We start from the raw sequence: 13,641 nt of genomic DNA on the forward strand, positions 1-13,641 counted from the left end.
GTGGGGACGGCGTGGGGACGGCCCGTCCCACCCTCGGTGGCACCACCACCGAGGGGAGCCGGGGATGCGCACCGCGAAGGACCGAGCAGCTCAGTACACCGCGTTCGCGTTGGTGGCGGCGGGAGTCACGGCGATGGTGCTGCTGGCGCTGTGGCTCTAGCCAGAGCCGACTGCGCGAAGGCGATGCCACGGGGCTGGTGGCTGCTTCCGGCGGCCGCCACCGCCGCCTCGCCGTACCGGACGGCGGCCTCCCGGTCCCCGCTCGCCAGGTGCGCGAGGGAGAGCTGCGCGAGCAGCCGGTGCTCACTCCACCAGCGGCGCACCTTCACGAGCTCCAGGCACCGCCGCAGGTGACCGATCGCCGCGGCGGGACGGCCGTCCGCCTGGGCCGAGATCGACAGCGCCAGGTGCAGCGATATCTGCCCGACGTGGTCGCGCGCCCTCTCCATCGCCGCCAGCACCGCTTGGTCGTCCGGCAGGTTCGTGTAGCCCCTGCACAGGCTCGCCACCTCGCGCGCCAGTTCTCCCGCGGCGGCGAGGTCGCCCATCTCGTAACGCCAGTAGGCGAACTCGCCGAGGGCGAGCGCCTGCCCCCGCCGGTCACCGGACTCGCGGTAGGCGTCCAGCGACTTCTCCATGCACGCCAGGCACTCGTCGTCCTGGAAGGTGTCGAAGTGCACGTGCGCGATGTTGTGCAACGTCACCGCGACTTCGAGGATGTCGCCGTGGTCGGCCACCAGCGCGAGAGCCTCGCGCATGTGCGCGAGAGCCTGCTCGGGCCGCCCCAGCTCGGCGTGGTTGATGCCGATGTTGTGCAGCGCGTTGGCCACCCCGGCCGGCGCGTCCACCTGCCGCATCAGCACGAGCCCGCGTTCGAAGTGCTCCATCGACTTGTCGTACTCGCGCCGCTCCCGCGCCATCATGCCGAGCAGGCCCAGCACCGACGCCTCACCGCCCAGGTCCCCGATCTGCGCCATGAGGCCGACCGCCTCGCGCAGATGCTCCTCGGCCTTCGGGTCGCCGTCGTCCATGTACGCGGCCCCCAGACCGCGCAACGCCTCCGCACGTGCCTTCAGGTCACCGAGAGCACGCGCGGCGGCCAGCGCGACGCTCTGCAGCTCGACTCGCTCACGACCGGACCCGTGCAGCAGCAGGTGGTGCGCGAAACGCTGGGGCAGCTGCCACGCGTGCCGGTAGTGGCCCTCGTACGCGGCGAGGTACACCGCCGCCTTCAGGTTCAGCCGCTCCGCCTCCTGCCACGCGAGCGCCTCGACCGTGGTGGCGAAGACCGGCCGGTCGACCGGCTCGTAGGTGACGGCAGAGGGGAACCTCGGCCGCCCCGGGTCGATCCGGCGGGTGGAGTCCTCCGCACCGAGCAGGTAGTGGTCGAGGATCCGGGTGATCGCCTCGGTCCTCTCCTCCGGCTCGACCGACGCCTTGGCGTGGTCGGCGAGCAGGTCGTGGAACCGGTAGCGGCCGTTTTCCTTCTGCTGCACCAGATGCACGTCCAGCAGCTCGTCCAGCACCCGCTCGGCCTCCGCCCGCGTCGAGCCGATCACCGCGGCGGCCAGGTAAACGTCCCAGTCCTCCCCCGTGTGCAACCCCAAGCGCCGGAACAACTTCCGCTGCTCACCCGTCAGCTGCTGATAGGACAACGCGAACGCGCCCGCGACACTCCGCTCCCCAGCCGCCAGCTCGGGCAGCCGCTGCTCGGTCAACCGACGGATGACGTCCCGCGCCGCCCAAGCGGGCCGTGTGCGCCACCGCGCACCCACAATTCGCACCGCCAGCGGCAGGTACCCGCACAGCCGCACGATCGCCCGGCGTTCCTCCACACTCCCCTTGTCGCCCACGATGTTCCCGAGCAGACCCAGTGCGTCCTCTTCGGACAGAACGTCCAACGACACCGTGTGCGCGACATCAAGGTCGACCAGCCGCCGCCTGCTGGTCACGAGCACCAGCCCGGCACCAGGCAACAAGGGCCGGACCTGGGCGGCGCTGCCCGCGTTGTCGAGCACCACGAGCGCCTTCCGGTGCGCCATCTCCGCCCGCCACCGAGCAGCCCGCGCGTCCACCCCGTCCGGTATCTCCTGCGCCGGCACGCCCAACGCCGTCAACAACTCCAGCAGCGCGTCGGACGGCGTCCGGGGCTCGACACCGGCCGTGTACGAATGCAGGTCCACGAACAGCTGGGCGTCTGGGAACCGTGCCGCCAACCGGTGCGCCGCACGCACGGCCAACGTCGTCTTGCCGATGCCCGCCATGCCGTCGATGGCCGTGATGGCAACACCTCCGGACGGCACGGCCGCCAGGACATCTTCCAGATCTCCGGCTCGCCCGGCGAAGTCGGCGATGTCACCGGGCAGGTCGTTGCGCGCACGCGGCCGGTTGTCGGCGGTCAACACCTGCCGATGCGCCAGCTGCAGGTCCTTGCCGGGATCAAGCCCCAGCTCATCCGCGAGCCGCCGCCGAACGTCCTCGTACGCCTGCAACGCCTCCGTCTGCCGGTCACACCGGTGCAGCGCGACCACGAGCTGCGCCCACATCCGCTCCCTGGTGGGATACCGCCCGGTGAGCGCACGCAGCTCCGCCACCAACTGCTCGTGCCGCCCGCAACGCAGATCCTCCTCGATCCGCGCCTCCAGCGTCGCGAGGTACTTCTCCGTCAACCCAGGCACGTGGTCGCGTTCCAGCGCGTCGCACCCGATGTCCGAGAACGGCCGCCCGCGCCACAACGCCAACGCCTCACGCGGCGGCAGCGTCTCGAACCGATGAACGTCGACCTCCTCAGGCCGGACGTCCAACAGATACCCACCGGGCTTCGTCAGCACCAGCCCGGGCGCACCGAGGTCCTCCCGCAACCGCCCGACCGCCGTCTGCAACGCGTTTCGCGACCCACCGGCCAGCTCGACGAGCTCGTCCACCCCGACCACCTGCCCTGGCCGCATCAGCAGGGCCGCGAGCACGATCCGCCGCTTCCCCACCGGAACGAGCACCCGCCGCCCGCCGACCACCACCTCCAGCGGGCCGAGCAGGCAGAACGACCTCACCCCCACTGGCCCCAGTGCACAACCTCGTCGAAGGGCCGCCGCTGCCGGGTCCGAGGCGACGCCCCGTCCGACACCCCCGTCTCAGCGGGATGCCCGATGGCGATCACCCCGATCGGCGAGTAGCTCTCCGGCACCCCGAACTCCGCCCGGATCGCAGGCCACTCGTCCCGGCTCGTCCCGAAGAACACGGCCCCCAGCCCCTCGTCCACCGCCGTCTGCAGGATCAGCAACGCGGCCATGCCCGTGTCGATGTCCCAGTAGGGCACGGGCCAGTGGTTCTCGTCGCGGTCGGTCCACCCCTTGTCGGCCTGCGCATACCGGTCGAGGTACACGTCCTTGGCCGAGAACGGGATGACGAGCACGGGCGCCTTCTTGACGTCCTCGTTGCTCCACCACTCGAACTTCGCGGCGAACCTCTGAACGTCCTCCCCCTGCAACACCAGGAACCCCTGCCCCTGCGAGAACCCGGCAGACGGCCCGCGCACGGCGTTCCGCATGATCCGCCGCACACTCTCCTCGGCGACCGGCTCGTCCGTGAACTTCCGGACCATCCGCCGCCGCCGGACCACGTCCTGAAACTCCATCGTTCCCCCTCCAGGCTGTGATCCGACCGTAGCAGCGCACACCGACTCCGCAGGGCGCGCGAAACCGGCGCTAAAGCCGCCTCAGCCCGGCCAGCACCCGCTCCAGCAGCTCCCCGTCCGGCCGCTCGTCCCCGTAAGACGAAGCGGTCCGGTGCACGTCGATCAACCCGTTGACCGCCATGTCCCCGAGCAGCACCTTGGTCACCCCCAGCGGCAACCCGCGCAGCGCCGCGATCTCCGCGACGGACCGGGGCGAGTGGCACAGGGCCAGCACGTCCTGGTGCTCTGGCCGGACCGCCGTGGACGAGCGGTCGTTGACCTGCACGAGCGACTCGATCTCGAGGTTGACCTCGGAGATCGTCCGGCCGCCGGTCCACGCGTACGCGCGCACGATCGACGAGGACGTCTCGACGGCGGGCTCGATCGACGGCAGCGGTGGCACCGGCTCGAACACCGCCGTGGCGTACGGGTCCGGCTGCTCCTGCACCGGGTCGGGGGCGCGCTGGGGCTTCTTCCTGCCGCGCTTGCGGATGCGTTCGCTGTCGAAGCTGAAACCACTGATCAGGTCACCGAAGTTGACCTTCTCCCCTGGTTCGCCGCTCATGCCAGCTCGGCCCTCAGCTCCGGTGTGAGCAGCTGGCCCACCTGGCGGACGACCACGGTCATCTCGTAGGCGACCTGGGCGACGTCGCAGCCCTGTGACGCCAGCACCGCGAGGACGGAGCCGTCGCTGATCGACGACAGCAGCATGACGCCGCGTTCCATCTGCACGACGGTGCGCACGACGGCCTCGCCGGCGAAGCACTGGGACGCGGACTCGGCGAGCGAGACCACGCCCGCCACGATCGCCGCGAACTGCGTGGCGACGTGGGACGAGAGCTTCGACGACGTGATCAGCACCAAGCCGTCGGCCGAGATCACGGTCGCGTGCTCGATGCCGGGCGTGCGTTCGGCGAAGTTGGTGACCAGCCAGCCGAACTGGTCCACCTGCGTGCTCATCGACTCTCCTGGTGGTCGGGTTGCCCTCGCTGCACCCCGCTCTGGAACGCGTTGAGGAATCCTCGGGCGGACTCCGGTGTCTGCCGCGCGGTTGCCGGGGGACGCTTCGGTAGTGCTCCAGGCGGCCCCTGGAACCAGGATGCCTGATTTTCGATCGCTTCCCCGCGGAAAGACTCCCAGGACTCCTCGCGCCGTGGGGCCAGTTCGGCGGGAACCAACACGATCGCGCGAGTTCCCCTGCCCTGCTGAGCGTCCAGACGTACCACGATCTGGTGGCGCGCGGCGAGCCTGCCGACGACGAAGAGTCCCATCTCGCGGAAGACCTGCACGTCCGCACCCTCGCCCGCGGCGGCGAGGCGTTCGTTCACGACGCCCAGCGCCTCCTGGTCGATGCCGATGCCGTGGTCGACGACGTCGATCTGCACGATGTCGCCCGCCTCGATCTGGGCGCTGATCGACACCTGGGTGTGCGGTGGCGAGAACGCCGTGGCGTTGTCGAGCAGCTCGGCGAGCAGGCGGACGAGGTCGCTCGCGACGTAGCCGACGACCTCGGCGTTCGGCGCGGTGTGCACGGTCACCCGCTGGTACTGCTCGATCTCGGCGGCCGCCGCGCGCAGCACGTCGGTCAGCGGGATCGGCTTGTGGAAGCGGCGTGCCACGTCGCCGCCGGAGAGCACCATGAGGTTCTCGTTGTTGCGGCGCATGCGGGTGGCGAGGTGGTCGAGCTTGAAGAGGTTCGCGAGCTGGTCCGGGTCCTCCTCGTACTTCTCCAGCTCTTCCATCAGCTTGAGCTGGCGTTCGACGAGGCTTTGGCTGCGGCGCGAGAGGTTCACGAAGATGTTGCGCATGTTGGCGCGCATCCCGGCCTGTTCGAGGACCGAGCGCACGGCCTGCTGGTGCACCTCGTCGAACGCGCGGGCCACCTGGCCGAGCTCCTCGGTGGTGTGCACCGGCACCGGCTCGATCTGGGTGCTGCCCCTGCCGGTCTTGACCGTCTCCGGCAGCGTGTGCCAGGCGACGTCCAGGGCGGAGCGGCGCAGCTCGTTCAGCGAGTGCAGCAGGTAGCGGCCGACGACGAAGCCGACGGACGCGGCCAGGATCAGGCTGGCGAACAGGATGACCGCCGCGGCACCGGCGGCGTCGCTGGTCTCCTCGCGCAGGCGGTTCGCGGTGTCGCGCAGGTCGGACTGCATGCTGTCGATGACGGTGTCCAGCGCCGTGCCGACCGCACCGGACGCCTTGGTCCACTCCGGTGCCGAGATCGGCAGCTTGCCCGCTTTGCCCGCGTTCGCGCCGTCCGAGGGCGGGTGCAGCAGCGCCGCGGACAGCATCCTGCGCTGGGCCTCGATGTCCGGGCCGTTGAACTGCGTCCCGTAGTCGCTGAGCTGCTCGGGGGTCGCGAGCGCCGCGAACTCTCCCGCGATGTAGCCGAGCTTGACGTTCGACTCCAGCAGCGAGCGCACCTCGGCGGCGACGAGCGCGCCGCGGGTGAGGCCGGTCAGCACGACGGCCTGCTGGTAGTAGACCTGTTCCTGCACGTGCAGGACGTGGTGCAGGCCCATCGCCGTGCGCAGCAGCGCGGCGTCGCCGAACTCGCTCGCGAGCACCTCGTCGACGTCGAGCATCGAGTCGATCAGCTCGGTGTAGACCTTCACCACGGCGGGCGTGTCGTCGAACCGCTCGCGCAGCGCGGCCAGGTCGCCGACGCGGGCCTGGACGTCGGCCATGCGGGCGGTGACGACGTCGCTGAGCGCGGTCTTGGCGATCTGCTCGCGCAGCACCGCGCGGGCCTCGTCGGTGCGGCGGCCCTGGTCGGCCACCGCCTGCCGCTCGGCCTCCTCCGCCATGAGGCGGCGTTCGGCCTGCACGCCGCCGATCACCGGGATGAGGGCGGAGCGGACCTTCACCTGCCGCTGCAGGGTCGCGTACGACTCGGCGCGCTCGATCTGCGACTGGATGACCACGACGCCGGCGCCCACCGCGATGAGGACCGGGACGATCAACACCGCGGCGAGCTTCACCGGCAGGCGCCAGTTGCGCCAGTTCAGGATGGTCTTCAGCATCAGACGAAGAGCTTGGCCGCGTTCAGGAAGAGCCGGTACAGGCCGTAGGCGAGCGGAACGCCCACCCACAGCCACGCACCGATCAGCAACAAGCGCTGGGAGCTCACTTCTTCACCACGCTTTCCGAGTCCTGGGTGCCGGCCGCGCCCGCTCCGGCGCCGTCCTCGGCCGCGGGTTCGTGGAACCTCGGGTCGACCGGGCGGATCAGCTCGTTCGCGACGAACCCGACGACCAGCAGCGAGATCATGATGTAGAACGACGTCGCGTACAAGTCCGGTCCGGTGCGCCCGGCGCTCTTGCCCGCGTCCGCGATGGCGTTGACGATCAGCGGGCCGAGCACGCCCGCCACCGACCAGGCGGTCAGCAGCCTGCCGTGGATGGCGCCGACCTGGTAGGTGCCGAACAGGTCGCGCAGGTAGGCGGGGACGGTCGCGAAGCCCGCGCCGTAGAACGACAGGATCACCATCGCGGCCACGACGAACAGCGGCGTGCTGGTCGAGCCGACGGTCAGCAGCACCAGGTAGAGCAGGGCGCCGACGCCGAGGTAGACGCGGTAGATGTTCTTGCGGCCCACGACGTCCGAAGTGGACGACCAGACGAACCGGCCTGCCATGTTGGCGGCGGACAGCAGCGCCACGAACCCGGACGCGGCCGTCACGGTAATCGGTGTCGGCGATCCATCGAAGAAGCCGACCAGCATCGGCGATGCCTTCTCCAGGATGCCGATGCCCGCGGTGACGTTGAAGCACAGCACGACCCACAGCAGCCAGAACTGCGGAGTCTTGATGGCGTTGTTCGCGGAGACGTTGAACGCGACGGTGGCCTTGGGGCGGTCCTTGAGCAGTGCTTCCTTCTCCGCGGTGAACTCCGGGGAGGGCAGGCGGATCAGCAGCACGCCGAGGCTCATGAAGACCGCGTAGACGAGGCCGTGCACCAGGAACGCCTGGCTGATGCCGGTGGTGGTCTCCTCGCCGAACGCCTTGAGCATCGAGATCGACCAGGGCGACGCGATCAGCGCGCCGCCGCCGAAGCCCATGATCGCGATGCCGGTGGCCATGCCGGGGCGGTCGGGGAACCACTTGATCAGCGTGGAGACCGGGGAGATGTAGCCGATGCCGAGGCCGATGCCGCCGATCAGGCCGTAGCCCACGACGACGACCCAGTACATCCCGGCCCAGACGCCGGCGGCGGAGATCAGCAGGCCGGAGCAGAAGGCCAGCAGGGACATCAGCATGGCCCAGCGCGGGCCGCGGCGTTCGACGGTCGTGCCGAGCACGGCGGCGGAGAGCCCGAGCATGACGATGCCGAGCTGGAAGGGCAGCGCGGACTGCGTTCCGGTGATGCCCAGGGACTTTTCCAGGGGCGTCTTGAAGACGCTCCAGGCGTATGCCTGGCCAATGGAGAGATGAATCGCCAGTGCCGCGGGCGGAACGAGCCAGCGGTTCCATCCGGGAGGCGCGACCTGCCGTTCGCGCGCTAAGAACCCCACTTTATCCCCAACCGTCGCCATAAACGCGGACCGAACGATCCTAGGCCAGCAGTACACATGCGACAACGGCCGGAACCTGTCGATCCTCGTTGCACAGCGCGCAACTGCCGGGCGTCCCCGCAGTACAACACCCGCGACAAACCATTTGAGACGAATGAAGATTGTTCTGGTCACCTCCCGCCGCGGTCCGGTTTCTCCCGTTTTCCGGCCCGCGGACGCGTTGACTGCGCACGGTCGCCCGCTAGAGTGTTGCCGCACACGAGGGGTAGGGGCACATGACCAAGGCGATCCGGTCGCCTGGCGAAACGCTGCAGGAGTACCGGGAAATCCGGGGTTTCGCGTCGTTCGACGACCCCGCGACTTTGTCGTACGTCGATTCGAACGGCAAACCGAACTACGAGGCCATTCGGCAGACGGACGAATTCAGGGCGCTCCGGCGGCGGCTGACCACGTTCATCTTCCCGATGACCGCCCTATTCCTGACGTCCTACCTGACCTTCGTGCTGCTGTCGGCCTACGCGAAAGACTTCGTCAGCACCAAGGTGATCGGCGTGGTCAACCTCGGCATCCTGCTGGGCCTGGGCCAGTTCGTGACTTCGATCATCATCACGCTCGGTTATTCCCGTTACGCAAAGCGACGACTGGACCCGCAGCGGAAATTGCTCGCCGAGAAGACGGGCGTCGAGGAGTAAGGCATGCCCACCACCGGCAACCCGGTGCTGAACCTCAGCGTCTTCGCGGTGTTCGTCCTGATCACCCTGTACGTCGTCTACCGGGCCAGCAGCCGCAACGTGACGGCGTCGGACTACTACGCCGCCGGCGGCTCGTTCACCGGCGCGCAGAACGGCGTGGCGCTCTCCGGCGACTTCCTGTCCGCCGCGTCGTTCCTCGGCATCTCCGGCGGCATCGCGGCGCACGGCTACGACGGCTTCCTGTACTCGGTCGGCTGGGTCGTCGCGTGGCTCGTCGGCCTGCTGCTGATCGCGGAGGGCCTGCGCAACACCGGCCGCTTCACCGTGGGCGACGTGCTGGCGTTCCGGATGCGGCAGCGTCCCGTCCGCGCGGCGGCGGCGAACGCGACGCTGGTGATCTCGTTCTTCTACATGATCGCGCAGATGGCGGGCGCCGGCGGTCTGGTCGCGTTGCTGCTCGACGTGACCTCGAAGTGGGGCCAGGCGCTGCTGATCGCGCTGGTCGGCATGATCATGGTGGCCTACGTGCTGATCGGCGGCATGAAGGGCACCACGTGGGTGCAGATCATCAAGGCCGTCCTGCTGCTGCTCTGCGTGACCACGATGACGGTCTTCCTGCTGGGCAAGTTCGGGCTGAGCCTGTCTGCGATCATGCAGCAGGCCGCCGAGAACAACGAGCTCGGCGCCGCCGTCCTCGACCCCGGCGCGAAGTACGGCTTCAGCGCGATGTCCAAACTGGACTTCGTCTCGCTGGCGCTGTCGCTCGTGCTGGGCATCGCGTCGCTGCCGCACGTGCTGATGCGCTTCTACACGGTGCCCAACGCCGTCGAGGCCCGCCGGTCGGTCGTGTGGGCGACCTGGACGATGGTCATCTTCTACCTGTGCACGCTGGTGATCGGCTTCGGCGCGATGGCGCTGGTCGGCACCGACACGATCGCCGCGGCGCCGGGTGGCGAGAACTCCGCCGCGCCGCTGCTCGCGTTCCGCATCGGCGGCGCGGTCCTGCTGGGCATCGTGTCCGCGGTGGCGTTCGCGACGATCCTCGCGGTGGTCGCGGGTCTCACGCTGGCCGCGTCCGCCTCGTTCGCGCACGACGTCTACGCCAACGTCATCAAGCGCGGCGACGCCGAGCCGCGCCGCGAGATCCGGGTGGCCCGGCTGACCGCCGTCGTCGTCGGCGCCCTGTCGATCATCGGCGGCATCGCGGCGAACGGGCAGAACGTCGCGTTCCTCGTGTCGCTGGCACTGGCGCTCGCGGCGTCGGCGAACCTGTCGACGATCCTGTACACGATCTTCTGGCGGCGCTTCAACACCGTCGGCACGCTGTGGAGCATCTACGGCGGCCTGGGCTCGTGCCTGGTGCTCATCCTCTTCTCGCCGGTGCTGTCCGGCTCGCGGACGTCGATCTTCCCGGACGTCGACTTCGCGTGGTTCCCGCTGGGCAACCCGGGCATCGTGTCGATCCCGTTCTCGTTCCTGTGCGGGTTCGTGGCGACGATCCTCTCCAAGCCGGACGCCGACAAGGCGGCGCTCGCGGCGGAGATGGAGGTCAGGGCCATCGCGGGCATCGGCGTCAAGGGCGGCACCGGCTCCTGAACACCGGTGACCCGCGCTCGTGGCGGGTCACCGGCGCACGTCAGCGCAGCCGGGGCATCACCACCGTCGGCGCGTCGTCCGGGGTCCTGGACCGCTGCCACCGGTCCAGCAGCACGGCGATCCCCCACGACACCAGCGCCCCGAGCGTCAGGCCCGCCAGCACGTCGTGCACGTAGTGGACGCCGACGATCACCCGCGACGAGGCCGCCAGCAGCGCGCAGACCGCGGCGATCCAGCCGTAGGTGCGGTGCAGGAACCAGATGGCCATCGCGGACGAGCCCGCGATCACCGAGTGGTTGCTGGGGAACGACCAGTCCCCGACCTCGGGGCACTCCGCGAGCGACGGCCGCGTCCTGCAGGGCCTGTCCTCCTGCACGACGAGCTTGACCACCTCGCTGACGCCGTAGGCCACCACCACGCCGCAACCGGCGAGAATCGCCCTCAGCCGGTGGCGGAACCACAACGCCAGGAACATCAACGCGAACACGAACAGCACGGCGTCGGTACCGATCACAAGCCAGGTCACCCGTCCGAATTTAGCGAACCGCTCATCGGGGTGACTTCCGCCGTTGGTTTCCGTGACACCTCCACCCCGGCGGCGGGGCTCGGGTTTGCGTCCCCGGTCCGCCGGAAACCACGAGGGCATGACCGAGCACCAGTTCACCACCCCGGAAGGCGGCGGCGAGCCCGTCGACGACGAACCGGACGCCGTCGCGGTCGAAGAGGCCGGTGGGCACGTCACCGCGCCCGAGGAGACCGCCATGCACGTCGAGGAGACCGAGGAGGGCGGTGGCCGCGTCGACCGGCCGGACGACGGGTACCTGACCCGCTGAGACACCCGTCCGGGCGGCTCACGCCGAGTCACGCCAGGTCATCGCGAGATCGCTCGAATCCCGCTCGAGTCCCGCTCGAGCGGGCGTTCGTCTAGGACACAAGCTGACCTCAAGCGGTTCTAGAGTCCTGTGTGTCGGGACGAACGAGCGAAGGAAAAACGATGACCACCACCGAGATCCTCACCGGCGCGACCCTCACCGGTGAGCGCGCGGTGCTGCTCGAGACCCTCCAGCAGCACCGCTTCCTCTTCACGTTCACCGCGCAGGGCCTGACCGACGAGCAGGCCGCGGCCAGCCCGACCGCCAGCGCCCTGAGCATCGGCGGGCTGATCAAGCACGTCACGTCGGTCGAGGAGAGCTGGGTCCGGTTCATCGAGCAGGGCACCTCGGCGATGGAGCCCGGTGCCGACGCGCACGAGACCCACGAGGCGAACTTCCGGATGGCGCCCGGCGAGACCCTGGACGGCCTGCTCGCCCGGTACGCCGAGGTCGCGGCCTACACCGACAAGCTCGTCGAGACCGTCGACCTCGACCTGGCGCACCCGCTGCCGTCCGCCCCGTGGTTCCCCGAGGGCAAGACGTGGTCGGCGCGGCGCGTGCTCGTGCACATCGTCGCCGAGACCGCGCAGCACGCGGGCCACGCGGACATCATCCGCGAGACGATCGACGGCCAGAAGACGATGGGCTGACGTGGTGGGCTGACCGTCAGGCCACCGGCGGGCTGAAGGTCGAGAGGAACTGGTCGCGGAAGTCGCTCATGCGCGACACCGGGGCCGTTCCTCCCGGCTTGAGCCCGTCGTCCCAGCGCCACGACCCCACCTGCTCCAGCACGGCGGGGTCCTTGGCCACGATGGTGATCGGCACGTCCCGCGACGCCCCCTCGCCGGTCACCATCTGCGCCGGCTGGTGGTCGCCGAGGAACACCAGGACGAGGTTCTCGTCGCCGTACCGCTCGACGTAGGAGACCACCGACTCCAGCGAGTACGAGATCGAGTGCGCGTAGTCGGCGCGCACCGCGGCCGGGTCGCGGCCGAAGATCGACTCCGGCGGGTCGTCCGAGGCGGGCATCGTCGCGTAGACCGACCCGTCGCCGAGCTCCTCCCAGTCGACGAAGTCCGGCGTGGGCGACCACGGCGCGTGCGAGGACACCATCGGGATCGCGGCCATCACCGGACCGTGCTGCTTCGCGCGTTCGTTGCGCTGGAACGACTCCAGCGTGAACTGGTCGGGTGTGGTCGCGTAGCCGAAGCGCGGACCTGCGTACCCGAGCTTCTGCGCGGGGTAGATCTCGTCGTAGTGGAAGAAGTCCCCTTCCGGCCACGCCTGCGTGATGCCGGGGACCACGCCGACCGAACGCCACGACGCCTCGCGGAACGCGCGCGGCAGCGACAGCCGGTCCGACGCCACGAGGTTGCGGTAGCGCTGCTGGTTGTCGATCCACAGCCCGGACAGCAGCGTCGCCTGCGCCATCCAGCTGCCACCACCGGCCGTCGGCGACGTCAGGAAAGCCGAGCGCGCCGAGTACCCGGCGGCGGTCAGGCGCGCGTCGCCGTCGGCGAGTTTCGCCGCCACGTCCGGCATGTCGAGCGCGGACTTGCCGTAGCTCTCGACGAACGTGAACACGACGTCCTTGCCCTGCAACGCCGACAGCAGCCCCGGGCGGTCGCGGAACGCGTCCACGGACGCCTCCGCGGCGAACGCCTCCTGGTCGTGCAGGCCGACCTTGACGCGCCGGGCGTGGTCGACGAGTGCCGTCGCGGCGGAGTCGGAGTAGACCGGAATCCCCGGCACCGCAAGCGAAACGCACAGCACGGCCGCCGCCGCGACCGCACGTGTCGTGACGGGGCGCCGTGCGGCGGCGACGGTGCTCAGCCGCACCACCGAAACCGTTGCCAGCCAGACGATCCCGGCCACCAGCACGACCGTGAGCGCCACGGCCAGCACGGAGGCGGCCCGGCCGAACGTCACGTCCACGAAGTCGAGTGCGGGCACCAGCAGCGGCCAGTCCAGCACGAGGTCGAACGGCCGGTACAGCACCACGTCGAACCCGATGTCCATGATCTTGACGACGGTGAACAGTCCCAGCGCGACACCGCCCGCGACGGCGGCGGGCCCGCGAACCCGGTCCGGCAGCAGCACGAGCACCATGACGCCGACGAGACCTTCGAGCGGCACCCGCAGGAACGCCTCGGGCGTGAACTTCTCCAGGTCGCTCGGCGCGATGAGCACGAACACCACGAACAGCCCTGCCAGCACGGTGGCCGTCCGGCGCAGCAACACCCTCACCGAGCTCCCCTTTCCCCTGACCTACGAGGTAAACGCGGCGCGGCACGCG

The 13,641-nt window shown here is 69.8% G+C and carries 13 protein-coding genes; 4 read left to right on the forward strand and 9 right to left on the reverse strand.

What is annotated here, in order from left to right; all coding sequences use genetic code 11:
* Window positions 1–125 precede the first annotated feature (125 nt).
* The 7 genes from BLT23_RS16410 to BLT23_RS16435 all read right to left on the reverse strand — a co-directional run bounded on the left by BLT23_RS16410 (window position 126) and on the right by BLT23_RS16435 (window position 8,185).
* Window positions 126–3,056 carry an AfsR/SARP family transcriptional regulator gene (locus BLT23_RS16410; RefSeq protein WP_090050069.1) on the reverse strand — a complete coding sequence of 977 codons (2,931 nt, stop codon included), beginning with the start codon at window positions 3,054–3,056 and terminating at the stop codon, window positions 126–128.
* Window positions 3,047–3,634 (reverse strand): nitroreductase family protein, encoded by a 588-nt coding sequence (locus BLT23_RS16415; RefSeq protein ID WP_090050071.1) that lies wholly within the window; start codon window positions 3,632–3,634, stop codon window positions 3,047–3,049. Before BLT23_RS16415 ends, BLT23_RS16410 begins: the two co-directional genes overlap by 10 nt.
* 70 nt (window positions 3,635–3,704) lie before the next feature.
* On the reverse strand, window positions 3,705–4,238 hold the full coding sequence (locus tag BLT23_RS16420) for a DUF742 domain-containing protein (protein WP_245743993.1): 534 nt from the start codon (window positions 4,236–4,238) through the stop codon (window positions 3,705–3,707).
* Window positions 4,235–4,633 carry a roadblock/LC7 domain-containing protein gene (locus BLT23_RS16425; RefSeq protein WP_090050074.1) on the reverse strand — a complete coding sequence of 133 codons (399 nt, stop codon included), beginning with the start codon at window positions 4,631–4,633 and terminating at the stop codon, window positions 4,235–4,237. The genes BLT23_RS16420 and BLT23_RS16425 overlap by 4 nt, the downstream gene beginning before the upstream one ends.
* The gene (locus tag BLT23_RS16430) at window positions 4,630–6,696 is read right to left on the reverse strand and encodes a sensor histidine kinase (RefSeq protein WP_090050076.1); all 2,067 of its coding nucleotides are present in this window, start codon (window positions 6,694–6,696) and stop codon (window positions 4,630–4,632) included. Before BLT23_RS16430 ends, BLT23_RS16425 begins: the two co-directional genes overlap by 4 nt.
* Entirely contained in the window at window positions 6,696–6,803 is a 108-nt protein-coding gene (locus BLT23_RS42260) for an MFS transporter small subunit (RefSeq protein ID WP_425434384.1), read from the reverse strand. The genes BLT23_RS16430 and BLT23_RS42260 overlap by 1 nt, the downstream gene beginning before the upstream one ends.
* On the reverse strand, window positions 6,800–8,185 hold the full coding sequence (locus tag BLT23_RS16435; RefSeq protein WP_425434386.1) for an OFA family MFS transporter: 1,386 nt from the start codon (window positions 8,183–8,185) through the stop codon (window positions 6,800–6,802). Before BLT23_RS16435 ends, BLT23_RS42260 begins: the two co-directional genes overlap by 4 nt.
* 275 nt (window positions 8,186–8,460) lie before the next feature.
* Between BLT23_RS16435 and BLT23_RS16440 the strand changes: the two genes are divergently transcribed.
* Together BLT23_RS16440 and BLT23_RS16445 are read left to right on the forward strand one after the other, a co-directional pair.
* The gene (locus tag BLT23_RS16440; protein WP_090050082.1) at window positions 8,461–8,877 is read left to right on the forward strand and encodes a DUF485 domain-containing protein; all 417 of its coding nucleotides are present in this window, start codon (window positions 8,461–8,463) and stop codon (window positions 8,875–8,877) included.
* 3 nt (window positions 8,878–8,880) lie between these two features.
* Window positions 8,881–10,473: a solute symporter family protein gene (locus tag BLT23_RS16445; RefSeq protein ID WP_090050084.1), complete on the forward strand. Its 1,593-nt coding sequence runs from the start codon at window positions 8,881–8,883 to the stop codon at window positions 10,471–10,473.
* 40 nt (window positions 10,474–10,513) lie between these two features.
* Here the strand turns inward: BLT23_RS16445 and BLT23_RS16450 are convergent, their stop codons facing one another.
* Window positions 10,514–10,999, reverse strand: coding sequence for a phosphatase PAP2 family protein (locus BLT23_RS16450; RefSeq protein ID WP_176946774.1), 486 nt, complete (start codon window positions 10,997–10,999; stop codon window positions 10,514–10,516).
* A gap of 118 nt (window positions 11,000–11,117) precedes the next feature.
* Here BLT23_RS16450 and BLT23_RS16455 point away from each other — a divergent pair, with 118 nt between their 5' ends.
* Complete coding sequence (locus tag BLT23_RS16455; RefSeq protein WP_090050089.1) at window positions 11,118–11,306, forward strand: hypothetical protein; 189 nt, start codon at window positions 11,118–11,120, stop codon at window positions 11,304–11,306.
* A 161-nt stretch (window positions 11,307–11,467) separates the two neighbouring features.
* Window positions 11,468–11,995 carry a DinB family protein gene (locus BLT23_RS16460; protein WP_090050091.1) on the forward strand — a complete coding sequence of 176 codons (528 nt, stop codon included), beginning with the start codon at window positions 11,468–11,470 and terminating at the stop codon, window positions 11,993–11,995.
* Between the two features lie 16 nt (window positions 11,996–12,011).
* Here the strand turns inward: BLT23_RS16460 and BLT23_RS16465 are convergent, their stop codons facing one another.
* Window positions 12,012–13,592: an alkaline phosphatase family protein gene (locus BLT23_RS16465; protein ID WP_090050093.1), complete on the reverse strand. Its 1,581-nt coding sequence runs from the start codon at window positions 13,590–13,592 to the stop codon at window positions 12,012–12,014.
* Window positions 13,593–13,641: the final 49 nt, after the last annotated feature.

It is taken from the genome of Lentzea fradiae (assembly GCF_900100955.1).
Lineage (GTDB): Bacteria > Actinomycetota > Actinomycetes > Mycobacteriales > Pseudonocardiaceae > Lentzea > Lentzea fradiae.

Coding starts and splice junctions, on each gene's coding strand:
- BLT23_RS16425 (WP_090050074.1), bottom strand. CDS start 4,633: ATGAGCACGCAGGTGGACCAGTTCGGCTGGCTGGTCACCAACTTCGCC.
- BLT23_RS16440 (WP_090050082.1), top strand. CDS start 8,461: ATGACCAAGGCGATCCGGTCGCCTGGCGAAACGCTGCAGGAGTACCGG.
- BLT23_RS16445 (WP_090050084.1), top strand. CDS start 8,881: ATGCCCACCACCGGCAACCCGGTGCTGAACCTCAGCGTCTTCGCGGTG.
- BLT23_RS16430 (WP_090050076.1), bottom strand. CDS start 6,696: ATGCTGAAGACCATCCTGAACTGGCGCAACTGGCGCCTGCCGGTGAAG.
- BLT23_RS16460 (WP_090050091.1), top strand. CDS start 11,468: ATGACCACCACCGAGATCCTCACCGGCGCGACCCTCACCGGTGAGCGC.
- BLT23_RS16420 (WP_245743993.1), bottom strand. CDS start 4,238: ATGAGCGGCGAACCAGGGGAGAAGGTCAACTTCGGTGACCTGATCAGT.
- BLT23_RS16455 (WP_090050089.1), top strand. CDS start 11,118: ATGACCGAGCACCAGTTCACCACCCCGGAAGGCGGCGGCGAGCCCGTC.
- BLT23_RS16415 (WP_090050071.1), bottom strand. CDS start 3,634: ATGGAGTTTCAGGACGTGGTCCGGCGGCGGCGGATGGTCCGGAAGTTC.